The organism is Pseudonocardia humida (assembly GCF_023898865.1).
Taxonomy (GTDB): Bacteria; Actinomycetota; Actinomycetes; order Mycobacteriales; family Pseudonocardiaceae; genus Pseudonocardia; species Pseudonocardia humida.
On the sequence record NZ_JAGSOV010000056.1, the window covers coordinates 17,915 to 41,588 of the forward strand.

19 protein-coding genes are annotated in these 23,674 nt (G+C 74.8%); 8 read left to right on the forward strand and 11 right to left on the reverse strand.

Annotated features, from left to right (window positions below):
• Positions 1-25: 25 nt before the first annotated feature.
• Both KDL28_RS26505 and KDL28_RS26510 read left to right on the forward strand, forming a co-directional pair.
• Entirely contained in the window at positions 26-1,354 is a 1,329-nt protein-coding gene (locus KDL28_RS26505; RefSeq protein WP_308216068.1) for an NAD(P)/FAD-dependent oxidoreductase, read from the forward strand.
• 35 nt (positions 1,355-1,389) lie between these two features.
• Complete coding sequence (locus KDL28_RS26510; protein WP_252442698.1) at positions 1,390-1,530, forward strand: hypothetical protein; 141 nt, start codon at positions 1,390-1,392, stop codon at positions 1,528-1,530.
• A gap of 98 nt (positions 1,531-1,628) precedes the next feature.
• Here KDL28_RS26510 and KDL28_RS26515 read toward each other — a convergent pair whose 3' ends face one another.
• From KDL28_RS26515 to KDL28_RS26525, 3 genes are read right to left on the reverse strand one after another with little or no spacing between them, the layout of a single operon-like run.
• The gene (locus KDL28_RS26515; protein ID WP_252442762.1) at positions 1,629-2,645 is read right to left on the reverse strand and encodes an aldo/keto reductase family protein; all 1,017 of its coding nucleotides are present in this window, start codon (positions 2,643-2,645) and stop codon (positions 1,629-1,631) included.
• A 29-nt stretch (positions 2,646-2,674) separates the two neighbouring features.
• Entirely contained in the window at positions 2,675-4,435 is a 1,761-nt protein-coding gene (locus tag KDL28_RS26520) for an ABC transporter ATP-binding protein (RefSeq protein ID WP_252442700.1), read from the reverse strand.
• Complete coding sequence (locus KDL28_RS26525) at positions 4,432-5,991, reverse strand: ABC transporter transmembrane domain-containing protein (RefSeq protein ID WP_252442702.1); 1,560 nt, start codon at positions 5,989-5,991, stop codon at positions 4,432-4,434. The genes KDL28_RS26520 and KDL28_RS26525 overlap by 4 nt, the downstream gene beginning before the upstream one ends.
• Before the next feature lie 231 nt (positions 5,992-6,222).
• On the opposite strand from KDL28_RS26525, the gene KDL28_RS26530 reads away from it, so the two are divergent.
• On the forward strand, positions 6,223-7,875 hold the full coding sequence (locus tag KDL28_RS26530; protein WP_252442704.1) for an AMP-binding protein: 1,653 nt from the start codon (positions 6,223-6,225) through the stop codon (positions 7,873-7,875).
• Entirely contained in the window at positions 7,872-8,954 is a 1,083-nt protein-coding gene (locus KDL28_RS26535; protein ID WP_252442706.1) for a tartrate dehydrogenase, read from the forward strand. Before KDL28_RS26530 ends, KDL28_RS26535 begins: the two co-directional genes overlap by 4 nt.
• A gap of 40 nt (positions 8,955-8,994) precedes the next feature.
• Here KDL28_RS26535 and KDL28_RS41160 read toward each other — a convergent pair whose 3' ends face one another.
• From KDL28_RS41160 to KDL28_RS26565, 6 genes are all read right to left on the reverse strand, one after another.
• Positions 8,995-10,464, reverse strand: a complete 1,470-nt coding sequence (locus KDL28_RS41160; protein ID WP_305882245.1) for a CopD family protein — start codon at positions 10,462-10,464, stop codon at positions 8,995-8,997.
• Positions 10,465-10,522: 58 nt separating this feature from the next.
• A complete protein-coding gene (locus KDL28_RS26545) occupies positions 10,523-11,809 on the reverse strand; it encodes a cytochrome P450 (protein WP_252442708.1) in 1,287 nt (428 codons plus the stop codon).
• A 202-nt stretch (positions 11,810-12,011) separates the two neighbouring features.
• Complete coding sequence (locus KDL28_RS26550; RefSeq protein ID WP_252442714.1) at positions 12,012-12,905, reverse strand: carbohydrate ABC transporter permease; 894 nt, start codon at positions 12,903-12,905, stop codon at positions 12,012-12,014.
• Positions 12,905-13,774 (reverse strand): carbohydrate ABC transporter permease, encoded by an 870-nt coding sequence (locus KDL28_RS26555; RefSeq protein WP_252442717.1) that lies wholly within the window; start codon positions 13,772-13,774, stop codon positions 12,905-12,907. The genes KDL28_RS26550 and KDL28_RS26555 overlap by 1 nt, the downstream gene beginning before the upstream one ends.
• A 41-nt stretch (positions 13,775-13,815) precedes the next feature.
• Positions 13,816-15,189 carry an ABC transporter substrate-binding protein gene (locus tag KDL28_RS26560; protein WP_252442719.1) on the reverse strand — a complete coding sequence of 458 codons (1,374 nt, stop codon included), beginning with the start codon at positions 15,187-15,189 and terminating at the stop codon, positions 13,816-13,818.
• Positions 15,190-15,229: 40 nt separating this feature from the next.
• Entirely contained in the window at positions 15,230-18,256 is a 3,027-nt protein-coding gene (locus KDL28_RS26565) for an alpha-mannosidase (protein ID WP_252442721.1), read from the reverse strand.
• Positions 18,257-18,402: 146 nt separating this feature from the next.
• Between KDL28_RS26565 and KDL28_RS26570 the strand changes: the two genes are divergently transcribed.
• Positions 18,403-19,548 carry a GntR family transcriptional regulator gene (locus KDL28_RS26570; protein ID WP_252442723.1) on the forward strand — a complete coding sequence of 382 codons (1,146 nt, stop codon included), beginning with the start codon at positions 18,403-18,405 and terminating at the stop codon, positions 19,546-19,548.
• 22 nt (positions 19,549-19,570) lie between these two features.
• Here KDL28_RS26570 and KDL28_RS26575 read toward each other — a convergent pair whose 3' ends face one another.
• Positions 19,571-19,780, reverse strand: coding sequence for an L-threonylcarbamoyladenylate synthase (locus KDL28_RS26575; RefSeq protein WP_252442725.1), 210 nt, complete (start codon positions 19,778-19,780; stop codon positions 19,571-19,573).
• 147 nt (positions 19,781-19,927) lie between these two features.
• Here KDL28_RS26575 and KDL28_RS26580 point away from each other — a divergent pair, with 147 nt between their 5' ends.
• Positions 19,928-20,650, forward strand: coding sequence for a hypothetical protein (locus tag KDL28_RS26580; RefSeq protein ID WP_252442727.1), 723 nt, complete (start codon positions 19,928-19,930; stop codon positions 20,648-20,650).
• 219 nt (positions 20,651-20,869) lie between these two features.
• Here KDL28_RS26580 and KDL28_RS26585 read toward each other — a convergent pair whose 3' ends face one another.
• On the reverse strand, positions 20,870-21,793 hold the full coding sequence (locus KDL28_RS26585) for a type IV toxin-antitoxin system AbiEi family antitoxin domain-containing protein (RefSeq protein ID WP_252442729.1): 924 nt from the start codon (positions 21,791-21,793) through the stop codon (positions 20,870-20,872).
• Positions 21,794-22,190: 397 nt separating this feature from the next.
• On the opposite strand from KDL28_RS26585, the gene KDL28_RS26590 reads away from it, so the two are divergent.
• The gene (locus KDL28_RS26590) at positions 22,191-22,745 is read left to right on the forward strand and encodes a DUF3558 family protein (protein ID WP_252442731.1); all 555 of its coding nucleotides are present in this window, start codon (positions 22,191-22,193) and stop codon (positions 22,743-22,745) included.
• Between the two features lie 30 nt (positions 22,746-22,775).
• Entirely contained in the window at positions 22,776-23,636 is an 861-nt protein-coding gene (locus tag KDL28_RS26595; RefSeq protein WP_252442733.1) for an LLM class flavin-dependent oxidoreductase, read from the forward strand.
• Positions 23,637-23,674: the final 38 nt, after the last annotated feature.

Here is a 23,674-nt window from a genome sequence, read left to right on the forward strand (position 1 = left end):
CGTGGCGAGCAGCGGTGGGACTGTCGTGTCCGCGAACGGGTGGAAGGGGGACGGGCGCCCCCGGGTGGTCGTGATCGGGGCGGGTTTCGCCGGCTACCACGCCGTGCGGACCATGCGGAAGCGGCTGCGCGAGGCCGCCGAGGTCGTCCTGGTCAACCCGACCGACTACTTCCTCTACCTGCCGCTGCTGCCCGAGGTCGCGACCGGCGTCGTCGACCCGCGGCGCATCTCGGTGTCGCTGACCGCGACCCTGCCCGGCGTGCGGCTGGTGCTGGGCGAGGTCGACGCCGTCGACATCCGGGCGCAGCGGGTCTCCTGGACCGACCCCGAAGGCACCCGCGGCGGGATCGACTACGACCGCCTGGTCGTCGCCGTGGGCAGCGTCAACAAGCTGCTGCCGGTGCCCGGGGTGGCCGAGCACGCGCACGGGTTCCGCGGCATCCCCGAAGCCCTCTACCTGCGCGACCACATCGTGCGCCAGATGGAGCTGGCCGCGGCCGCCGACGACCCGGCGGAGCGGCGGGCGCGCAGCACGTTCGTGGTGGTCGGTGCGGGCTACACCGGCACCGAGGTCGCCGCGCAGGGCGTGCTGTTCACCGACGTGCTGGCCCGCTCGATCGCCGGGCTGGAGGGGGTGCGGCCGCGGTGGATGCTGCTCGACCTCGCCCCGAGGGTGCTCCCCGAGCTGGACGAGCGGCTCTCGCGCGAGGCCGACGCGGTGCTGCGCCGCCGCGGGGTCGAGGTGCGCACGGAGCAGTCGGTGGCCGAGGCCGGCCCCGGCTGGGTGCGCCTGACCACCGGTGAGCAGGTGCCCACCCGGACCATCGCGTGGTGCGTCGGCGTCCGCCCCGACCCGCTGGTCGAGGCGCTCGGCGCGCAGACGGCCAAGGGCAGGCTCGTCGTCGACGACGACCTGTTCGTCCCCGGCTGCCCGAACGTCCTGGCCTGCGGGGACGCCGCCGCCGTCCCCGACCGCACCCGCCCCGGCCAGTACACCGCGATGACCGCGCAGCACGCCCAGCGGCAGGGCAAGCTGGCCGGGCGCAACGTCGCGGCCTCCCTCGGGCACGGGAAGGCCGGCCGCTACCGCCACCACGACCTCGGGTGGGTCGTGGAGCTGGGCGGGACCGACGCCGCGGCGAACCCGCTGCACGTGCCGCTGACCGGGCTGCCCGCCGCCGCGGTCACCCGCGGCTACCACCTGCTGTCGATGCCGGGCAACCGGATCCGGGTGGCCGCCGACTGGCTGCTCGACGCCACGGTCGGCCGGCAGACCGTGCAGCTGGGCCTGGTCCGCTCGCCCGCGGTGCCGCTGGACACGACCAGCCCGGAGGTCGCGCGGCGGCCCGGCTGACCGCCGGCTCAGCCGCCTTCGAGGGTCCGCGCGATGTGCTCAACCCGCGGCTTGCCGAGCCGGGCAACGCCGCGGCCGCGGGCCTCGACCCGGTGGCCGACTACGCGCTCACCCCGCAGGGCTGGCGGCAGCTGCTCGACCGGGCCGACGCGACGCCGGTCGCCCACTCCTGCTGACAGCCGCGCGTCCGGTACGTCCTCACGGTCAGGAAAGCCACCATCAGGACGTCAGGTGTCCTGATGGTGGCTTTCCTGACATCGGGCGGGGGGTGGGATCAGACGGGGCGGCGGCGCGGGTTGGCCCGGCCGACGAGGGCCGCGTCGCGCGTCGCCACCTCGCCGAGCGCCTCCTCGATCCGGGTCATCGCCTCCGGCGGGATCCGCACGCCGGCGGCCTTCGCGTTCTCGGCCACCTGCTCCGGACTCGATGCCCCGACGATCGCGGCGGAGACGTTCGGGTTCTGCAGGACCCAGGCCACCGCCAGCTGGGCCATGGTCAGGCCGAGGTCGTCGGCGATGGGACGCAGCTGCTGCACCCCGGCCAGCACGTCGTCCTTCATCCAGCGGCTGATCATGTTCGCGCCGCCCTTGTCGTCGGTGGCCCGGGAGCCCTGCGGGGGCTGCTCGCCCGGGCGGTACTTCCCGGTCAGCGTGCCCTGGGCGACGGGGGAGAACACGATCTGGCCCAGGCCGAGCTCCTCGCAGGTCGGCACGACCTCGTCCTCGATGATCCGCCAGAGCATCGAGTACTGCGGCTGGCTGGACACCAGGGAGACGCCCAGCTCGGTGGCCAGCGCGTGGCCGCGGCGGATCTGGTCGGGCGTCCACTCGCTGACCCCGATGTAGAGGGCCTTGCCCGCGCGGACGACGTCGGCGAAGGCCTGCATCGTCTCCTCGAGCGGGGTGAACAGGTCGTAGCGGTGGGCCTGGTACAGGTCGACGTAGTCGGTGCCCAGCCGGCGCAGGCTGCCCTCGATCCCCTCCATGATGTGCTTGCGCGAGAGCCCGGTGTCGTTCTTGCCCTTGGGGTCGGGCCCGACCGGCCAGTAGACCTTGGTGAAGATCTCCAGCGACTCGCGGCGCTCGCCCTTCAGCGCGGCCCCGAGCACCTCCTCGGCGCGGCCGTTGGCGTAGACGTCGGCGGTGTCGAAGCTGGTGATGCCGTTGTCGAGCGCCGCGCGCACGCACTGCGTCGCGACGTCGTTCTCGACCTGGGAACCGTGGGTGAGCCAGTTGCCGTAGGTGATCTCGGAGATCTGCAGGCCGGACCGGCCGAGGTAGCGGAATTCCACATCGACCATCGTGCCCCGACCGGTCGGGTTCACACCTGCCAGGCCGCCCAGAGCTCGGCGTAGTGCCCACCGGCGGCCAGCAGCTCCTCGTGCGAGCCCGCTTCGACGACGCGGCCGTCGGCCATCACCAGGATCCGGTCGGCGCGGCTGGCCTGGCGCAGCCGGTGGGCCACGACCAGGCCGGTCCGCCCGTCCAGGACGGCGTCCGCGGCGTCCTCCAGCCGGGTCGCGCTGCGGCTGCCCGACTCCGCGGTGGCCTCGTCGAGGACCACCACCACCGGGTCGGCCAGCAGCGCGCGGGCCAGCGCGACCTGCGCGGCCTGCTCGGGGGTGAGGCTGTGGCCGAGCTCGCCGACGACGGTCCGCGCCCCCTGCGGCAGGGCGGCGACCCAGGCGTCGGCGCCGGTGGTCTTCAGCGCCCGCTCGATCTCGTCGTCGGTGGCGTCGGGGCGGGCCAGGCGCAGGTCGTCGGCCAGCGGGCCGGCGAACACGTGCGCCTCCTGGGAGACCAGCACGACCGGTTTCGGGCTCGCCGAGCCGAACCGCTCGACGGGGGTGCCGCCCACGGTCACCTCGCCCGCGCTGGGCGCGGCCAGCCCGGCGAGCAGCACGGCCAGCGTCGACTTGCCCGCGCCGCTCGGCCCGACCAGCGCCACCCGCTCGCCCGCGGCCAGCGCCACCGTGACGTCGTGCAGGACCTCGGCGCTCGCGTAGCGGTGGCTGACGCCGCGGGCGAGGACCTCGCCGGTCGGCCGCTGGGCCGGGGCCGGGGTCGGTTCCGGCGCTGCGGTGACGACGCCGACGATCCGGGACAGGCTGGCCACCGCCGACTGCAGCTCGTCGAAGCTCATCATGATCATCCCGATCGGGTTGAACATGCGGTGGAAGTACAGCGCCGCCGCGGTCACCTCGCCGACGGTCGCGGTGCCCGCGGCCACCACCGCGAACCCGACCGCCACGATCGAGGCCAGCCCGACCAGCTCGGCGATGTTCATCCACTTGCCCCACGCGGTGCCGAACCAGAGCACGTCGCGGGAGATGTCGCGGGCCCGGGCCGAGGAGGCGGTGATCCGCTCGGCGTGCGCGGTCTCGGCGCCGTAGGCGCGCACGGTGCGCAGACCGTCCAACGTGGACACCAGGGCCTCCGCCCTGTCGGCGAACGCGGCCCGCTCGGCCGCGTACCGGCGCCCGGCCCGCGGGAGGTACCAGCGCAGCGAGAGCGCGTAGACCGGCAGGGCCGTCAGCCCGGCCACGGCCAGCCACGGGTCGAGGGCGACCAGCCCGGCCACCGTCAGCGCGACGGTCAGCAGCGCCCCGACCAGGGGCGCCAGCAGTCGGGTGACCACGTCGGCGACGACGCCGACGTCGTCGCCGACCCGGCTGAGCAGGTCGCCGCGCCCGCTCTCCTCCAGCTCGCCCGCGGGCAGGCGCAGGGCGGACGAGACGGTCTGCTCGCGCAGGCGGGCCAGCACGTGCTGCCCGATCCGCACGACCAGCGCCGCGCTGACCGCGGTGAGCACCGCGCCGAGCAGCCCGGCCGCACCGACCAGCACGGCCGAGGCGACCACCGCGCCGGGCTCCCCGCCGGTCAGCACGGTGTCCACGATCCGACCCACCGCCCACGGCGCCACCAGGCCCGCGGCCGAGGCCAGCGCGGCCAGCGCGACGGTGGCGACGGCCGGGCCGCGCCGGTCGCGCACGTAGGTGCCGATCACCCGGCGCACCTCGCGCCCGGTCGCCAGCGGCAGCCGGACCCCCGGGGCGGGCTGCGCCCCGTCGGTGCCGCTCATCCGAGCACCGCCGCCCGGTAGCCGGCGTCGCGGACGAGCAGGTCGTGGTGCCCGCCGGTGACGGACGCGCCGTCCTCGCCGACCACGACGACCCGGTCGGTGCGGGAGAGCAGGACCGGGCTGGTGGTGAACACCACGGTGGTGCGCCCGGCGCCGGCCGGGTGCCGCAGGCTGCGGATGCCGTCGGCGACGATCTCCTCGGTGACCGAATCGACGGCCGTGGTCGACTCGACGAGCACGAGCACCGGGGGGTCGGCGTGCAGGGCGCGGGCCAGTGCCAGGCGCTGGCGCTGGCCGCCGGACAGGCTCAGGCCGCGGTCGCGCACCGGCTCGGCCAGGCCCCGGGGCTGGGCGTCGACGAACTCGGCGGCCCCGGCCGCCGCCACCGCGGGCCCGGGATCCGGTGGCGCGGCGTCGTCCGCGGGGCGCCCGAGGGCCAGGTTGTCGGCGATGGTGCCGGCGAACAGGTCGGGCCGGTGCGGCTCGACGTGCACCGGGCCGGCCTCGCCGTCGACGCGCAGGACGGCGCCGCGGGCGCCGGGATCACCGCGCAGCGCGGCGACGGCCCGCTCGACCACCGCCGGCCGGGCCACGACGCCGACCAGCTCACCGGCGCGCAGGTCGAGTTCGAGGGGGGCGTCGTCGTCCGCGGTCGCGCCGGGCTCGTCGGGCGCCTCGGCCAGCACCGCGGCGACCCGACCCGCGCTGGCCTTGGCCGAGGCCCCGATCTGCAGGTGGAGGCCGATGCCGGCCAGCGGCTCGGAGATGAACTGGGCGGCCCCGACGGCGGCCACGAACGAGCCGACGGTGATGGCGCCGTCCAGGGCGAGCAGCCCGGCCGCGGCCGCCGACACCGCCAGCACGATGCCGCCGGCCAGCACGGTCGCCCCGAGCTGGACCGCCTTGGCCGCTCCCGCGCGCACGCCCGCCCGCTCGGCGTGCCGGCTCACCTCCCGGTAGCGGGCGGCGGCGTTGCGCTGGGCGCCCAGCCCGTGCAGCACGCGCAGGCCGGTGACCAGGTCGGTGGCCAGCGCCGACGCGGCGGCCAGCGTCTCCTGCTGGGTCTCGACCCGGCGCGACAGCCATGGCGAGAGCGCGTTGAGCGCGAACGTCACCGCGGCCGCGGTGACGATCAGGCCGGCGCCCAGCCGCAGGTCGATGCCCAGCAGGATCGCCGAGCTGACGGCCAGCGCGGCCGTCGCGCCGGCCAGCCCGGACACCCAGACGACCGCGCCCGCGGCCAGGTCGGCGTCGGAGGAGGCGATGGACAGCAGCTCGCCATGGCGCCGCCGCACGCCACGCCCGCCCATCACCCGCCCCGCGAGCTCCGTGCGCAGGTGGTGGCCCTCGTCGATCTCGGCAGCGCCGGCGAGCCGGGCGAACCAGCGGTAGCACATGGTCAGCACGCCGAACAGCGCGATCAACCCGGCCAGGGTGAGCACCAGCGCGGTGGGCTCGCCGGAGGCCACCGAGGCGTCGATGGCCAGGCCGATGGCCAACGGGACGGTGGCCTCGCACGCCTGGTGGCCCACGAAGCAGAGCGCGGCGCCGATCACGCTCGCCCGGCGCCGGCGCAGGATGACCGATCGCAGCCCGGAGCCGTCATCGCGGACAGGACTGGAACTGCGTGCGCGTGCGATGACGACTCCCCCGACGATCGGCTCGACAAGTTAGGCGATCCTAACCAAGGGCCGCGGCCGGCGGGTCAGTGCGCACGGGGACGCTAGCAGCGCCCGGGTGACCACGACGGGCTGGGCACGGGGTCGTGCCGGTGGGAGTGTGCAGGCATGGCGATCAACGACGACGTGACCGGCACCCTCACCGGCCTGCTGGACGGGCTCGTCGCCGCCGACCCGGACGCGACGGCGGCGCTGGACCGCGTCGACGACGGCTTCCGACCCGTCTCGCGGGCCGCGCTGCGCGAGCACGCCGGGGCGGTGCGCGCGCTGCTCGCCGCGGCCGGGGTGGGCCCGGGCGACTGCGTCGGCGTCTGGCTGCCCAACTGGTCGGACGCGCTGGCCTGGCAGTTCGCCGCGAGCGGCCTGGGCGCGCACGTCATCGGGTTGAACACGCGCTACAACGTCGAGGAGGTCGCGCACGTGCTGCGCCGGGCGGCGCCGGGGGTGCTGGCCGTCGCGGCCGGCTTCCACGACCTCGACCTCGTCGCCCGGTTGCGACGGGCGGTGGCCGAGGTCGACGGCCCGCCACCGCTGGTCGTCCCGGTCGCCGGACCCGGCGGGGCGGCCCCGGATCCGGCGGCCTTCGACGTCGGCGGCGGCACCGCGCTGGTCGACCCGGCCGCCACCCCCGCCGCGGCCCCCGACCGCGACGGCACCGACCTGGCCGTCGCGTTCACCACCTCCGGCTCGACCGGGCTGCCCAAGCTGGCCGCGCACCGGGAGCGGGCGGTCGTCGAGCACGGCGCCGCCGACGCGGCGCGGCTCGGGATCGGCCCCGGCGACGTCGTGACGGTGGTGGTGCCGCTGTCGGGCGTCTTCGGCTTCTCCACCGCGGTGGCCGCGCTCGCCGGGGGTGCGGCCTGCCTGCTGGAGCCGGTCTTCGACCCGCCCGCGACGCTGGCCGCGATGGCCGCGCACGGGGCGACCCACGTGGTCGGCGGCGACGACATGGTCTCCCGGCTGCTTGACGCCTGGCGGGCGGCCCCGGTGGCGCTGCCGCGCCTGCGCTGGGTCGGGCTGGCCGACTTCATCGGGCGCGTCGAGGAGATCGCCGAGTGGGCCGCCGCCGAGTTCGGGGCGCTGGCCAGCGGCGTCTACGGCTCGTCCGAGGTGTTCGCGCTGACCCTGGTCTGGCCCGCAGACACCCCGGCGCCGCGCCGCTGGACCGGGGGTGGCACCCCGGCCTCACCGGCCGTCCGCGTGCGGATCGGCGACCCGGAGACCGGCGACCCGCTGCCCGACGGCGAGCAGGGCGAACTGCTCGTCGCCGGGCCCACCGTCGTCGACGCCTACCTCGGCTCCCCGGAGGCCGGCGCGGCGGCGTTCACCGCCGACGGCTGGTTCCGCACCGGCGACCTCGCCGTGCGGCACCCCGACGGCGGCGTCGAGTTCGTCTGCCGGATGGGCGACGTGCTGCGGCTGAGCGGCTTCCTGGTCGCCCCGGCCGAGATCGAGCTGCGGCTCGCCGCGCACGACGACGTCGCCACGGCGAAGGTCGTCGGCGCGCGGTCGGCCGAGGGCACCCCGCAGGCCGTCGGGTTCGTGGTGCTCCGCGACGGCGCCACCGCCACCCCCGACGAGCTGCGCGACTGGTGCGCGGCCACGCTGGCCCGGTTCAAGGTGCCGGCCCGCGTCGAGGTCGTCGAGGCCATGCCGACCACGTCGGGCACCAACGGCACCAAGATCCGGGCCGCCACCCTGCGCGAGTGGGCCGAGCAGGGGTTGCCCGAACGGCGGCGCCTGGTTGACTCCCGGGAATGACCCGGCACTCCATCGCGGTGATCCCCGGCGACGGCATCGGCAACGAGGTCGTCCCGGAGGGGCTCAAGGTGCTGCGGGCGGTCGCCCGGGCGCACTCCCTGGACCTGGAGTTCGTCTCGTTCGACTTCGCCAGCGCCACCTACTACCAGCGCCACGGCGCCATGCTGCCCGACGACTGGTACGACCGGCTGCACCCGCACGACGCCATCTTCTTCGGCGCCGTCGGCTGGCCCGCCGTCGTGCCCGACCACGTGTCGCTGTGGGGCAGCCTGCTGCAGTTCCGCCGCCACTTCGACCAGTACGTCAACCTGCGCCCGTGCCGGCTGATGCCCGGCGTGCGCAGCCCGCTGGCCGACCGCGGCCCCGGCGACATCGACTTCTACGTGGTCCGGGAGAACACCGAGGGCGAGTACTCCGCGATCGGCGGCAAGATGTTCGCCGAGACCGACCGCGAGCTCGTCGTCCAGGAGACGGTGATGACCCGCACGGGCGTCGACCGCATCCTCCGGTTCGCCTTCGACCTGGCCGACTCCCGCCCGAAGAAGCACCTGACCTCGGCGACCAAGAGCAACGGCATCTCGATCACCATGCCGTACTGGGACGAGCGGGTGGAGGTGGCGGCGAAGCGGTACCCCGAGGTCCGCGTCGACCGCTTCCACATCGACATCCTCACCGCGAACTTCGTGCTGCACCCCGACTGGTTCGACGTGGTCGTGGCCAGCAACCTGTTCGGCGACATCCTCTCCGACCTCGGCCCCGCCTGCACCGGCACGATCGGCATCGCCCCCAGCGCCAACATCAACCCCACCGGCGCGGAGCCGAGCCTGTTCGAGCCGGTGCACGGCTCGGCGCCCGACATCAGCGGCCAGGGCATCGCCGACCCGATCGGGCAGATCTGGTGCGGCGCGATGATGCTCGAGCACCTGGGGCACGCCGAGGCGGCGGCGGACGTGCTGGGCGCGGTGGAGCGGGTGCTGGCGCGGGGCCCCGCGCGGGCGCCGCTGACGCCGGACCTGGGTGGGCGGGGGACGACGCGGGAGCTGGGGGACGCCATCGCCGGGGAGATCGGGGCCGCGTGAGGGCCCCGTCCGACTCAGGACCAAGGCGAGGACCGGCCGGTCACCCGGGAGCGGCCTTCGCGCCGGTCGGGGAGATCGCGAACCAGACGCCGTCGGTGCCGTTCGCGCCGGTGGTGGCCAGGCCGGGGGCCTCGCCGACGCGCAGGTAGAGGGGCCAGCCGTCGAGGGTGACCTGCCGCCCGCCGTCGGGGCGGTCGAGGGCGCCGATGCGGGCCTGGTCGACTCCCCGCCCGACGACGGGCAGGCCGTCGGTCAGCAGGGGCGCCCAGGTGCCGGTGCACGCGGCGTCGAGGCAGGTCGACGTGGGGGGCCGGGGGGAATCGCGGTCGTTGCGGTAGACGAGCCGGTACCGGGTGTCGACGACGACGGTGCCGAGCGCGCCCGACTGCACGGCCCACAGGTTCAGCTCGCCGGTGGGGCCGGCGGCGGCGTGGTCGGCGTGGCCGGCCGCGGGCGCCGCGCCGTGCCCGGAGTGGGAGCCGTCGGGGGGCGGGGTCTGGCTGAGGGCGGCGGCGACGCCGACGGCCAGGGCCATCACCGCGACCTCCGCGCCCGCCCAGCGCAGCACCGGCGTGCGGCCGGCCAGCAGCCTGCGGCGGGTGAGCCCGCCGAGCCCGGCCAGCACGCCCAGCAGGACCGTCTTGGCCACGACCAGCCCGCCGTAGCCGGTGTTCCACAGCGACGCCCAGCCGTCGAGCCGGGTGAGGGCGTTGAGCACCCCGGACGCGGCCACCGCGAGCAGGCAGCCCGCGGCCAGCGTGGAGAAGCGGGGCAGGGTGTTGTCCAGCAGCGCGCGGTGGCGGGCGACCAGCACCAGCAGCGCGGCCAGCCCGCCCACCCAGAGCGCGGCCGCGCCCACGTGCAGCGCGACGGCGACGACGGCGAGCTGGTGGTCGGGATCGGCGCCGGAGTGCCCGGTGAGCGCGGGCAGCACGGTCCCGACCACGGCGACGAGCGCCGCCACGCGCACCGGGACGGCGTCGTGGCGGCGCACCCGGGCCACGGCGCAGCCCAGGACGGCGGCCGCGCAGACGGCGGCCAGCAGCATGCCCCGCCCGGCACCCAGCCGGGTCGCCCATGCGGTGACCTCGCCGGCCGAGAGCTGCAGCGGCGGGCGGCCCAGCGCGTCGGCCGCGCGCAGGGCGACGCCGACGACGAGCAGCACGAGCCAGGCACCGGCCGCGGCGACGAGGACGCGGTCGGCGCGGCGCTGCACGCGCACCAGGTCGCGCAGGGCGGCGCCGGGCAGGGAGACCGCGCCGAGCGGGAGCAGCAGGCCGAGGAGCGTCAGCCCGACGCAGACGACGGCGGCGACGTCGGCGCCCGCGCGGGTGGCGGTCGCCCCGATCCGGACGCCGAGGCCCGACCCGACCAGCGCCCCGCCCAGTGCGCCCGCGCCGATCGCGGCGCCGATCGCGAGCGCCACCCAGGCGGCCGTGGCCACGCGGTGGCGCGACGCCGGGTCGGTGGCGGCGCCCCGGCGGGCGCCGCCGTCCGCGACTCGCCCCATGGGCTCCGACGGTAGCCCAGCAGAGCGCCCGGGATCGGGCACCGGGGGCCGCTGCGGCTCAGCCGGCCGGTGGCCCGAGCCGGACCGGCAGGCTGTCGATGCCGTGCACGATCGAACTGCGCCGGAACGGCAGCGAACCCGCGTCGGCCGCCAACCGCAGGTGCGGGAACCGGCGCACCAGCGCGGGCAGCGCCGCGCGCAGCTCGATCTTGCCGAGCTCGGCGCCGACGCAGCGGTGGATGCCGTGGCCGAAGGCCAGGTGGCGGGTCGAGGGCAGGGACGGGTCGAACCGGTCGGCGTCCGGGCGCAGCGCGGGATCGCGGTTGGCCGCGCTGAGCGAGCACACCACGACCGCGCCCGGCTTGACCTCCCGGTCGCCGATCCGCACCGGCTTCAGCGCGACCCGCGGGAACGCGACCTGCACCACGCTGAGGTAGCGCAGCAGCTCCTCGACGAACGGCTCCACCGCGGCGTCGTCGGTGCGGATCTGCTCGAACAGCTCGGGGTTCTGCATGAGCAGCAGCGCGCCCATGGCGATCGTGCTGGCCGTGGTCTCCAGCCCGCCGGTGAGCAGGCCGTCGGCCAGCCCGGCGAGCTCGCGGTCGGTGAACTCGTCGCCGTGGTCGCGCACCAGCCGCCCGAGCAGGCCGTCGCCCGGGGCGACCCGCTGCTGGCGGATGATCCGCAGCAGGTAGTCGACGCCGCTCTCCACCGCGCCGACGGCCGCGTTGGCCCCGTCGGCCAGGTCGAACCGCGACGTGCTCAGCCGCTGGAAGTCGGCGCGCTCCTCGTAGGGGACGCCGAGCAGCTCGCAGATGGCCAGCGAGGGCACCGGGAACGCGAACGCCGAGACGAGGTCGACCGGGCCGGACTGCTCGGCCAGCGCGTCGAGCTGCTCGGCGACCACCGCCTCGATGCGGGGCACGAGCCGCTGCAGGCGCCTGCCGGTGAACTCCGGGGTCAGCACGCGGCGCAGCCGGGTGTGCTCGGGCGGGTCGGTGAAGCCCAGACCGCCGGGGTGGTTCTGCGAGGGCAGGCCGACCGCGCGGGCGAAGTTGAGGTAGTCGGTGCTGAACGTCGTGGACGGCGCGGCGAGCACCTCGCGGGCCTGCTCGTAGCCGGTGACCAGCCACGCGCCCGCGCGCAGCGGCACCGGGATGCGGCTGACCGGCGAGCGTTCCCGTAGCCTGCCCAGGCGCGGGATCGGGTCCATGCCGTCGCGCCGCAGCGGGACGACGGAGATGGCCGGCAGCAGCCGCAGCGCCACCGGGGCGGCCCGGGTGAGCAGCGCTCCCACCGCGTTGCGCAGCCGCCGCCGGGCGCTGGCGGTGCCCCGCCTCAGCATCGCCGACCCCGGCCCTCGAGCACCGGCGTCCGACGTTCGCGAATCGGTCACGGGGAACGATCCTTCTCCTGGCACCTGCGGCGGGTCCCAGCCGGTCCCGCCTCGTACCCCGACGTTATCCCCGAGCGCGATCGCCGCGGTCGGCGGCATGATCGGGGGTCTCCGCGCGGTGGGGGACGAGGTCGGTGCGACCACCGGCGGGTCAGCCCTTCACCGCGCCGCCGAAGGTGAAGGCGCCGCCGAGCCTGCGCGAGAGCAGCAGGTAGAGCAGCACCGCGGGCAGCGAGTACAGCAGCGAGTACGCGGCCAGCTCGCCGTAGACGACCTGCCCGTACTGGCTGAAGAAGGTGTAGATGCTCACCGAGGCCGGCAGCTGGTCGTTGGACAGCAGCAGGATGAACGGGACGAAGAAGTTCCCCCACAGCCCGATGAAGGTGTAGAGCGCGACCACCGCCAGGCCCGGCCACATCAGCGGCAGCACCACGTGCCGGAGCGCCTTCATCGGCGAGGCGCCGTCGGTCCAGGCCGCCTCCTCCAGCTCGATCGGCACGGCGTCCATGAAGTTCTTGGCCAGCCAGATGGCGATCGGCAGGGCCGTGGTGGCCATGAACAGGATCGTGCCGCTGGTCGTGTCGATCAGGTTGAGCTGCACGAACAGCCCGTAGACCGGCACCATGATCGCGGTGATCGGCAGCCCGGTGCTGAACAGCACGGTGAGCAGGAACGGCCGTTTGAACCGCGACCGGTAGCGCGAGAGCGGGTACGCGGCCAGCACCGAGCAGACCATCGTGATGATCGTCGCGCTGCCGCACAGCACCAGCCCGTTCCACATCGGGCGGTAGGTGGTGTCCTCGTCGAGCACGGCCCGGAAGTTGTCCAGCGTCCACGGCGCGGGCCAGTCGACGCCCAGCCCCGCGGTGCCGTTGAACGCGGCCAGCAGCACCCACAGCAGCGGGACCACGTAGCCCGCCGCGATGACCAGCAGCACCGCGTTCACCACGCTCCGGCCCACCCACCGCCGATGCGGCCGGGCCGTGGTCGGCGCCGCGGGGGCCTTCGCCGCGCGGGGCCGACTGGGGAGATCGGTCGCGGTCATCAGGGGTTCTCCTCCAGCCGCAGGGCCCGCAGGTAGACCACCGAGAACACGCCGCCGATGAGCAGCAGCACCAGGGCGAGCGCGGTGCCGTAGCCGAGGTCGGAGAACTGGAAGGCCTGCTGGTAGGCGTAGATCGGCAGGGTCATGCTGCGGTCGCTGGGCCCGCCCTTGGTCATGGTCCAGATCAGCCCGAACACCGACAGCGTCTGCAGGGTGATCAGCATCAGGTTGGTGGCGATGGTGCGGCGCAGCATCGGCAGCGTCACCGACACCAGCTTCCGCCACGGGCCGGCGCCGTCGACGACCGCGGCCTCCTCGATCTCCTTGGGCACCTCGGAGAGCGCTGCGGAGTAGACGAGCATCGAGAACGCCGTCCCGCGCCAGATGTTGGCCAGCGACACGGCCAGGATCGGGGTGGTGAACAGCCAGTTCTGGGTGGGCAGCCCGAGCCCGATCAGCCAGCCGTTGAGCGAGCCGTCCGGGCCCAGGAACGCCACCCACAGGTAGCCCGCGACCACCTCGGGCAGCACCCAGGCGCCGATCACGATGGCGCTGACCAGCGCCCGCACCACCTTCGCGCCCGAGCGCATCAGCAGCGCCAGCAGCATGCCCAGCACGTTCTGCCCGATGATCGCCGAGACCACCGTGAAGATCACCGTGTAGACCACCGACTGGCCGAACGCCGGGCTGGTGAAGGCGCGCACGAAGTTGTCGAAGCCGACGAACTCGGTGCTCGACGAGCCGGTGAGCGCCATGTCGGTGAAGGCCGAGTAGATGCAGTACAGGATCGGCCCGGCCAGGAAGGCGACCAGCAGCACCACCGACGGCACCAGCGGCAGCCCCCGCAGCAGGGTCCCGGCCGCCGCCATGCGGCGGTCGGAACCCTGCGTGCGACCTATGGTCGACGCCGTCACGGCGCGGGCTGCACCGCGTCGCCGGCGATGGCCCGGACCTGCTCGTCGTAGGCCTGCGCGGCCGCCGCGACGTCACCGCCGGTGATCACCGTCTCGGTGGCCACCTGGATCTCGTTGGAGATCCGCGGGTACACCGCGTACGCCGGGCGGTAGGTGGTGATCGGCACCAGCGAGGCGAAGAACTCGTTGGTCGGGTTCGCCTGCAGGTAGCTCGGGTCGGTCGCGACGTCGTCGCGCACCGGGATCTGCACGTTGTCGACGGCCCACCTCAGCTGGCGGTCCTTGTCGCCGAGCAGGGCGATCAGCTGCCACGCCATGTCGGGGTTGTCGGAGTTCTGCGGGATCGCCCAGGTCCAGCCGCCGGACATGCTCACCCGGCCGGGCGCCTGGCCCTGCTGGGTGGGCCAGGCCGCGTTGCCCAGCACCGTGCTCCACTGCGGCCACGGCGCGGCCCCGGTGTCCAGCCAGTTCTGCGAGATCCACGAGCCGTCCAGGCTGATAACCACCTTGCCCTGCGGCAGCAGCTGCTGGTTGACCGTGTTGTTCCAGTTCGGGTCGAGCACCTGCTGCGCCGACGGGCCGAGGCCCTCGTCGTAGACGGTCTTGATGAACTGCAGCGAGTCGGTGAAGCCCTTGCTGCCGACCACCCACTTCTGGCTGGCGTCGTCGTAGAGCGTGTCGCCGGTGCCGTAGAGCAGCATCTCGAAGCCCTGCATGGACGCCGACTCGCCGACGGCCTTGCCCGCGTAGATGTTGAACGGGATGACGCCCGGCAGCGCGGCCTTGATCGCGCGGGCCGCGGTCAGCACCTCGTCCCAGGTGCGCGGCTGCCAGTCGGCCGGCAGGCCGGCCTGGGCGAATAGTTCTTTGTTGTACCAAAGGCCGCGGGTGTCGGTGCCGTCCGGGATGCCGTAGGTCTTGCCGTCCAGCGCCTTGCCCGCGCCCTTGGCGGTCTCGGTGAACCGCTCCCACTCCGGCCAGTCGGCCAGCTGGTCGTCCAGCGGGCGCAGGTAGCCGGCCTCGATGTCGGAGTTGATCAAGAAGGTGTCCTCGTAGACCACGTCCGGGGAGGTCCGCGGCGAGCGCATCTGCAGCTGGAGCTTGGTGAAGTAGTCGTCCTCGGAGGCGACCACGGGCTCCAGCTGCACCGTGACCCCGGGGTTGGCCTTCTCGAACTCGGTCTTCACCCCGGTCAGGTAGTTCTCCTGGATCCGCGAGTCGCCCCACTGCCGGTAGCTGACCGTGATCGTGTTCGCGTCACCGTCGCCGGAATCGCTGCCGCACGCGGTGAGCCCGGCGGCCAGCACCCCCGCCGCGGCCATGGCCACCATCCCGCGCCATCTCGCGGGCCTGTCCACCTGAGTTGCCATCTCGCCCTCCGTCGGGTCGATGTGCCGTGGGGTGTCGGGGTCAGTCGGAGCGGGTGAACCGCAGGGTCAGCACCTGGAACGGGCGCAGCGCGAGCGCCACCCCGCCGCCGTCGAGGACCGGGTCGTCGGCGCCGGGCAGCGGTCGTTCCAGCAGGTCGGTGACCTCGACCGCGGCGGCGGGGAAGCCCAGCTCGAGGCGGGCCCGCGCGCGGGCGCCCAGCGCCTCGTACAGCCGGACCACCACGTCGCCCGAGCCGTCGTCGGCCAGCTTGACCGCCGAGACGACCACGCCCGCGTGGTCGACGCCCACCAGCGGCTCGACGGTGGCGCCGCCGGGGACCCGCCGCTGCGGCAGGTTGATGCGGGTGCCCTCGCGGGTGGCGTCGAGCAGGTCGGCCGCCGGGACCAGGGCGTAGCGCATCCGGTGCGCGCCCTGGTCGGTCTCCGGGTCGGGGTAGCGCGGCGCGCGCAGCAGCGAGAGCCGCACGGTCGTGGTCGTGCCGCCGTCGGGGCGCACGGTGCGCGTGACGTCGTGGCCGTAGGTCGAGTCGTTGACCAGCGCGACGCCGAAGCCGGGCTCGCCGACGTGCAGGAACCGGTGCGCGCAGATCTCGAAGCGGGCGAACTCCCAGGACGTGTTCACGTCGGTCGGCCGGTGCAGGTACCCGAACTGGGTCTCGGCCGTGGAGCGCTCGGCGCGCACGTCGAGCGGGAACGCGGCCTTGAGGAAGGTCTCGGTCTCGTGCCAGTCGACCTCGACGTCGAGGTCGACGCGACGCGCACCGGGTGCGAGGGCGATCGTCTGGGTGGCGCTCGACGCGCCGAACGTGCGCCTGACCTGCACGCCGACCGCGCCCCCCGGCTCGTCGACCCGCGCCATCGCGTCCAGGTCGGTGAGGTCGGTGGTGGTGCGGCGGTAGGTGTGGTCGACGTCCCAGGCGTCCCAGTGCGCGGGCAGGTCGGGGTGGATCTGCAGCAGGTTCGCCGCCGCGCCGGGCGCGACGACCTCCCGGTCGGTGCCCAGGTCGAGCACCGAGACCAGCAGCCCGCGCGCGTCGACGGTGGCCCGGACCAACCCGTTGTCCAGCACGAAACCGCCGTCGCGGGACGTGCAGGACACCGCTTCCCCGGTGGTCCGGGCCGGCTGGGCGCCGCGGGCCGGGACGCCGTCGCGGGCGTGCGGCGCGGCGTTGAACACGACCTCGCCGCCGCCGTCGGGGTCGCCGGCCAGCGCGCGCTGGGCGGCTCCGACGATCTCCTCCAGCTCGGCGAACAGCCGCCGGTAGGTGGTCCGGCTCTCGCGGTGCACCCAGGCGATCGACGAGCCGGGCAGGATGTCGTGGAACTGGTGCAGCAGCACCGTCTTCCAGATCCGGTCCAGCTCCTCGTGCGGGTACGGGTGCCCGGTGCGCACCGCCGCGGTGGCCGACCACAGCTCGGCCTCGTGCAGCAGGTGCTCGGCGCGCCGGTTGCCCTGCTTGTTCTCGGCCTGGCTGGTGTAGGTGCCGCGGTGCAGCTCCAGGTAGAGCTCGCCGACCCAGACCGGGGCGTCGGGGTAGTCCTCGTGGGCCTGCTCGAAGAACCGCGCGGGCGGCTCGACGCGTACCCTGGCCGAGCCCTCCAGGTCGCGCAGGCGTGCGGCGCGCCCGAGCATCTCCCGGGTGGGGCCGCCGCCGCCGTCGCCGTGCCCGAACGGCACCAGCGACCGGTTGGCCGCGCCCTTGTCGGAGAAGTTGCGCACCAGGTGGGCAATCTCGCGGCCGGTCAGGTCGGCGTTGTAGGTGTCCACCGGCGGGAAGTGGGTGAACACCCGCGACCCGTCCAGGCCCTCCCACCAGAACGTGTGGTGCGGGAACCGGTTGAACTGGCTCCAGGAGATCTTCTGGGTGAGGAACCAGCGCGACCGCGACAGGTGCACCAGCTGCGGGAACGCCGCGGTGTATCCGAATGAGTCGGGCAGCCAGATCTCGGAGGTCTCGATGCCGAACCGGTCGAGGAAGAAGCGCTTGCCGTGCACCAGCTGGCGGGCCAGCGCCTCGCCGCCGGGCATGTTGGTGTCCGACTCGACCCACATCCCGCCGACCGGCACCAGCTGGCCGGTGGCCACCTTCTCCCGCATCCGCGCCCAGACGTCGGGGCGGTGCTCCTCCATCCACGCCCACTGCTGGGCCGAGGACATCGCGAAGACGAACTCCGGGTCGTCGTCCATGAGCGCGGTGACGTTGGAGACGGTGCGGGCGACCTTGCGCACGGTCTCGCGCAGCGGCCACAGCCACGCCGAGTCGATGTGCGCGTGGCCGACCGCGCTGACCAGGTGCGCGCTGGCGTTCGCCGGAGCGGCCAGGGCCGGGGCGAGCACCGCGCGGGCCGCGGCCGCCGAGCCGGGGACGTCCTGCAGGTCGAGGGCGCCGTCCAGGGCGCGCTCCAGCGCGCGCAGGATGTTCCAGCGCCGCGGCTCGTCGGGGCTGAGCTCGTGCATGAGCCCGGCGAGCACCTCGACGTCGCGCACCAGCTCCCAGACCTGCTCGTCGAACACCGCCAGCTCGATCCGGCGCACCCGGTAGAGCGGCTGGTCGCCCGCGGTCTCGACGTCGCCGAGGTAGCTGGCGACGCCCTCGTGCAGCTCGGGGTTGGCCGCGGCCTCGACGTAGAGGTCGACCCGCTCGTCGCCCTCGGCCTTGTCGGCGACGCGCACCCAGGTGTTGCGCGGGTTGAGCCCCTTGACCGCGGTGCCGTCCGGGCGGTGCACCAGGCCCTCCGCGGAGAAGCCGTCGCGCTCGGCGGGGAAACCGAGGTCGACCACGGCCTCCACCGCGCGGCCCGCCCAGCCGGTCGGGACGGTGCCGGTGAGGTGGAACCAGCTGGTGCCCCACGCCGGGCCCCACGCCTCGCCCGCTTCGACCGGCCGGTACGTCGCGCCGATCGCCTCGACGGCGGCGACCGGCTCACCGGGTGCATGCCACACCTCGACCCGCAGCGGGGCGCGCTCGCCGTGCACCGCCGGCAGCAGGCGTTCCCGCAGGATGCGCGCGATCCGCTGCTCGACCAGAACCCGATCGTCGTGCATGGCCCTCCCCGTCGAGACCCGCGACCCGAGGAGTTAAACCCTTCGCGTCGATGTGCGGCCGACGGTAGGATTCGCCCTTTAATGCGTCAAGTCCTGCGGCAAGATCCCGGACGTATGCTCTGCTCGCGCCGACAGGAGAGGACCAGGTGACTGCTCCAGACGGGCGCCTGCCGCTCGCGCCGCCCCCCGGTGTCGCCCTTTTCGCCTGGGTCAAGGGCGAGCTGCTGGCCTCGATCGCCCGCGGCGAGTTCTCGCCGGACCAGCCCTTCATCACCCAGCGCGAGATCGTCGAGCGGTTCGGCGTCTCCACCACCACCGCCATCCGCGCGCTCAACGAGCTCGTCGCCGACGGCGTCGTGGTGCGGCGCCGGGGGAGGGGCACGTTCGTGGCCGAGCGCCCGGCGACCTCGCCCCCGTCGCGCCGCCGCGAGATCACCTACATCGGGCCCGACTCGTCCAGCGCGCACGAGGCGGGCCTGCTGTCCGGGCTGGCCGCGGAGACCGCGGCACTGGGCTACGCGCTGGCCATCGAGCACACCCGCGGCATCGCCCACGAGGAGGAGGTGCTGCGGCGCAGCGCCGAGGGCACCAGCCGCGGCGTCGTGCTGTTCCCGCGCGACCGGTCCACCGCCGCCGGGGCCGTCGAGGAGCTGCGCCGGACCGGCGTCGCGGTCGTGGTCGTCGACCGGTACTTCCCCGGCCTGCCCACCGACGCCGTGCTCTTCGACGACTTCGCCGTCGGCTACGACATCACCGCGGCCATGCTCGACCGCGGCCACCACAGCGTCGCCCTGCTGTGGAGCGAGGCCGACGTGACCAGCGTGCGCGACCGCCTCTCCGGCCACTACCGCGCGCTGCGCGAGCGCGGCCTGCCCGAGCTGCCGGAGCGCTCCGCGCTGCGCGAGTACGTCGGGCTCGAGGCCGCCGTGCGCCGCCACCGGCTGCGCTCGCTGCTCGACGCCCCCGACCCGCCCACCGCGCTGATCTGCGGCAACGGCCCCACCCTGACCCAGACCGCCGCCGACCTGCTGGCGATGGCCAGCGGGTTCCCCGGCCCGATCGAGCTGGCCAGCATGGACCAGTCGCTGCCCGAGGACGTCTCGCCGCTGGCGGTGGCCTCGGCCCGGCTGCCCACCCGGGAGATGGGCCGGGCCGCCGCCCGGCTGGCCCACGAGCGGATCGAGGGGGAGGGCGGTCCGCTGCGCCACGTCGTGCTGCGGGCGACGGTGCAGGTCGCCGACCGCGGCCAGAACACGCTCGCGGTGTTCGGGGCGCCGTCGCCTGCGTCCTGACGACCCCACCGACGACCGGGGGTCACCGGAAGTCGGCGGCGTGGTCGCGGGCCCACCGCGCGTACGGGAGGGCGGGGCGGCCGGGGATCCGCGCCACGTCGGCGCTCATCGGCTCCGGCGACTCGGCCATCGCCAGCTGGCCCCGCACGATCTGGGTGGCCAGCTGGGCCGGCACCCGCCCGCCGACCGTCCCCGTCGCCCCGGTGACCACGACTGTCCGCACATCCGCCATGCCGATCTCCATCCCGTCGCGACCGACGCCAGGAGCTGAGGTCCGGTCGAGGTCAACGCCGGCTTTCGGCCGCCGCCGCTGCACCGTCCGGCCGCCGTCGCCGTCGTGCTCGGGGCCCGCGCCGGACGGGCTGCCAGCATGATCGCCATGCCGTCCCGCACCGCCGTCATGACCAGGATGAACCGGCTGTTCACGGCCGCGTCGCTGGCCGTCGTGCTGGTGTCGGTGGAGCGGTTCTCGTTCACCACCGAGGTGTTCCTGGAGCCGGCGCGCTTCCTGCGGCTGCACGAGCTGGTGCAGATGACCGTGATCATCCCGATCACCGCCGCGGTGCTCGCCCTGATGCTCCACGAGGTCTCGCGCCGGTTCCGAGCGCTGTCGCTGGGACCGTTCCTGCTGTTCGTGGTCGGCGCCTACTTCTACGCGACCGGCAACGGCGTGCACGAGCTCGGCTCGTTCACCCTGCAGACCCACTGCGACTTCGACGAGCCCACCGGCGACCTGTGCGCGGGCCTGTTCATCAACGACTTCTACACCGGCAACACCATGTTCTTCGCCGGAGCGCTGCTGATGAACCTCGCCGTCCTGGTGGTGGAGCGCCGCAACCCGGCGGAGCCGATGGGGCGCGGGGCGCTGGCCGTCCTGGTGGTGAACGCGCTGGTCTTCGCGCTGGCCGTGCTGGCGTACGCGGCGTTCGACCGGGTGGTCGTCGGGCTCGTGTTCGCCGTGGTGATGGCGGTGGTGGCGCTGGGGTTCCTGGTCCCGGTGCGGGGCCGGTACCGGCGGTTCCCCTTCACCACCTACACCGCGCTGACCTACGTCGTCGGCACGATCGCCTCCCTGCTCGTCCGACTGCTCTCAGTCGTCTGACCGCGCAGCCCTGCGACGGCGTAGCAGATCCGGCTGGGACCTCGCAGCCCGCCGGCGGTCTGCGACGACCCACCCTGCGCTGCGTGACCCACCCTGCGCTGCGAGCTCGCGGCCCGGCTTCGGGCGCGTCCTCGCAGACCCACGTGTGCTGCGCAGCCTTGGGTGGGTCGTCGCAGCGCGCCTGCGGTCTGCGACGACCCACCCTGCGCTGCGAGGTGGTCACCTCGGCGTCCGGGCTCCGGACGTCGGGATGCCGAGGGCTCGGCGCAGGCGGTCGGCGGTCGAGGTGAAGTCGTCGAGGTCCGACCAGATCCAGCGCACGACCCGCAGGCCGGCGTCGCGCAGCGCGTCCTCGCGGCGCTTCTCGGCGAACACGACGTCCCCCGCCTCGACGTGCGGGTGCAGCTCGCGGCTGTACTTGATCCGACCGTCGAACTCGCCCACCGCACCCCGCTCCGGCCAGCCGAAGTCGGCACGACCGAGCCAGGTGCCCGCCTGCGTGCGGACGTCCCACTGCAGGACGGGCACCGGCAGCCCGGCAGCGGCGATCGCAGTCCGGCTGCGGGATTCGCCGACGCTCTCGCTGCGACCGTCGGCGAAGTGCAGGGCCCTGCGCGCGGCGGGGCTCCCGGGCCGGTGCGCCGCGCTCGCGAGCGCGGCGGCGAGGTCGTCGGCGTGCACCAGACCGCTGTGCAAGGCGCGGTCGGCCAGGACGACGGCCTGCTCGAACGGCACCGAGCGGGCGATGTCGACGACCGTGCGCGCGGGTGAGGTGACGGCGATCCCGTCGACGACGGCGACCTCGTGCGGTTCGAGTGGTGCGGCGTGCAGGTGGACGGCCCGCCCCCGCCGCGCACCCGACCGCCTGGGCCGCGTGCCGTGCACCCGGTCCAGCGCGATGCCCCACGTCGGCACGTTCCACATCACCGCGGCCGAGACGTGGCTGATCACCGTCTCCGCGGCCAGGTCGGGTACCGCGGCCCGCACCGTCAGCCGATGTCGCTGCTCGGGTGCTCTGGGCAGGGCGTCGCCCACGTAGGCCCCGGGTCGTACCTTGACCAGCTCTCCGGACCGCAGCCGTTGCCGGATCTCGTCGGGCTCGTACCCGGCCGCGATCAGTTCTCCGCGTCGCACGATCAGCATCCGGTCAGCTTTCCGACGTCGGCACGACCCCGTGGCCGCTTCCGCCAACTCGCCCGTCGTCGCAGCCCCTGATGGGGCCTCGCAGCGCGCCGGCGGGCTGCGCCAACCCAGCCAACGCTGCGCAGCACGCCTGGGTCTGCGACGACGGGCCCGAGACCGGGAGGGGACGGCGCAGCGCTGGGTGGGTCTCGCAGCGCGGGCTCGGTCGTCGCGGCGCGCCGGCGGGCTGCGCCGACCCCACCGAGGCTGCGCGGCACGCCTGGGTCTGCGAGGAGGGCGCGGCGCCGCGGAAGCCCGCGGCCACCGGTTCGCCGCGGGGTGTTGCGAAGTGGTGGGGTCGAGCGAGTGATCCTCCGACCGCACCGCTCGGCCGGGCGGCCCGTCCGCAGGAGGACCCATGCGCTCGACCCTGTCCAGGGTGTTCGTCCCGGTGGCGCTGGCCGCGCTGCTGCTCGCGGGCTGCAGCTCGACCGTCACCGGATCGGCGGCCCCCGAGGGCGGTGGCCCGTCGGTCCCCGGCGATCTCGCCGAGGCCCAGCAGCAGGCCGAGGACATCATCGAGGGCGGTGCGCCGCAGGAGAGCCTGGACGTCTGCGCGCTGCTGCCCGCCGCGGAGGTCGAGGCGCTCCTCGGTCCGGGCGTCACCGGCGTCCCGAACGACGGCATCAACGGCAACGTCTGCGCGTGGGAGAACCCGGACACCTACAACTCGGTCACGCTGGAGATCGGCCGGCCCGGTACCGCGGCGGGCGGGCAGCTGCCGCCGTGGGATGCGACCGTGGGCGAGGAGCGCTCGCTGGGGGACGGCATGCGCGAGGGCCCCGGTGGGGGAGTCCAGTTCGTGGCCGGCGACCGCGACTGCTTCCTCCAGGTCGTCACCGAGGACCTGGGCGGCAGCGAGGACGAGGCCACGGCGATCGAGCTGGCCCAGCAGGTCCGCGGCACGCTCTGAGATCGCGGCGGGCCGGGGCACGATGGGGCCGTGAAGGTTCGCATCGGCATCGGTCTGGGCCAGTCGTCCGACGAGGGCGCGGAGGCGGCGCTGGCCGCCGTCGACCGCCACGGGTTCGACTCGCTGTGGGTCTCCGAGGTGCTCACCTCGCCCGCCCCCGACCCGCTGCTCACGCTGGCGTCCCTGGCCGGCCGGTACCCGAGGCGACGGCTGGGGGCGACGCTGGTGCTGCCGGGGCGCAACCCCGTGCGGCTGGCCAAGTCGCTGGCGACCCTCGACCACATGGTCGGCGGTCGGCTGCTGCTCACGTTCGTGCCCGGCCTCGCGCACGGCGTCGAGCGCGACGCGATCGGCGTCCCGGTCGCCGAGCGCGGGCGGGCGATGGACGAGGCGCTGCCCGCGCTGCGGCGGTGGTGGGCCGGCGAGGAGGTCGACGGCGTCCGGGTCGAGCCGCGCCCGGTGCAGCAGCCGTTGGAGCCGTGGCTGGCCGGGATCGCGCCGGCGTCGCTGCGTCGCTGCGGGCGCCTGGGCGACGGCTGGCTGGGTGCGTTCTGCACGGTCGACGAGGCCGTCGAGGCCAAGCGGCTGATCGACGAGGCGGCCGCCGCGGCCGGCCGGGAGGTCGACCCCGAGCACTTCGGGATGAGCATCGGCTACGCCCACGCCGAACCCGACGACGCGCGCCTCGCGGCGACCGCGGCTCGCGCGAAGGCGCGCGGGGTCGACCCGCGCGAGCTGCTGCCGGTCGGGCTCGACGCGGTGCGCGGGCGGGTCGAGGCGTTCGTCGAGCGGGGCATCTCCAAGTTCGTGCTGCGCCCGGTCGACGCCCGCGGCACCTGGGACGACGAGCTGGCCGCGTTGGCCGCGGCGGTGGGCGACCTGCAGACCTGACGCCGACCCCTCGCCTACCGGACGATCGATCAGTAGAT

Coding starts and splice junctions, on each gene's coding strand:
- KDL28_RS26520 (WP_252442700.1), bottom strand. CDS start 4,435: ATGAGCGGCACCGACGGGGCGCAGCCCGCCCCGGGGGTCCGGCTGCCG.
- KDL28_RS26530 (WP_252442704.1), top strand. CDS start 6,223: ATGGCGATCAACGACGACGTGACCGGCACCCTCACCGGCCTGCTGGAC.
- KDL28_RS26535 (WP_252442706.1), top strand. CDS start 7,872: ATGACCCGGCACTCCATCGCGGTGATCCCCGGCGACGGCATCGGCAAC.
- KDL28_RS41160 (WP_305882245.1), bottom strand. CDS start 10,464: ATGGGGCGAGTCGCGGACGGCGGCGCCCGCCGGGGCGCCGCCACCGAC.
- KDL28_RS26545 (WP_252442708.1), bottom strand. CDS start 11,809: ATGCTGAGGCGGGGCACCGCCAGCGCCCGGCGGCGGCTGCGCAACGCG.
- KDL28_RS26550 (WP_252442714.1), bottom strand. CDS start 12,905: ATGACCGCGACCGATCTCCCCAGTCGGCCCCGCGCGGCGAAGGCCCCC.
- KDL28_RS26555 (WP_252442717.1), bottom strand. CDS start 13,774: ATGGCGGCGGCCGGGACCCTGCTGCGGGGGCTGCCGCTGGTGCCGTCG.
- KDL28_RS26560 (WP_252442719.1), bottom strand. CDS start 15,189: ATGGCAACTCAGGTGGACAGGCCCGCGAGATGGCGCGGGATGGTGGCC.
- KDL28_RS26565 (WP_252442721.1), bottom strand. CDS start 18,256: ATGCACGACGATCGGGTTCTGGTCGAGCAGCGGATCGCGCGCATCCTG.
- KDL28_RS26575 (WP_252442725.1), bottom strand. CDS start 19,780: ATGGCGGATGTGCGGACAGTCGTGGTCACCGGGGCGACGGGGACGGTC.
- KDL28_RS26580 (WP_252442727.1), top strand. CDS start 19,928: ATGCCGTCCCGCACCGCCGTCATGACCAGGATGAACCGGCTGTTCACG.
- KDL28_RS26585 (WP_252442729.1), bottom strand. CDS start 21,793: ATGCTGATCGTGCGACGCGGAGAACTGATCGCGGCCGGGTACGAGCCC.
- KDL28_RS26590 (WP_252442731.1), top strand. CDS start 22,191: ATGCGCTCGACCCTGTCCAGGGTGTTCGTCCCGGTGGCGCTGGCCGCG.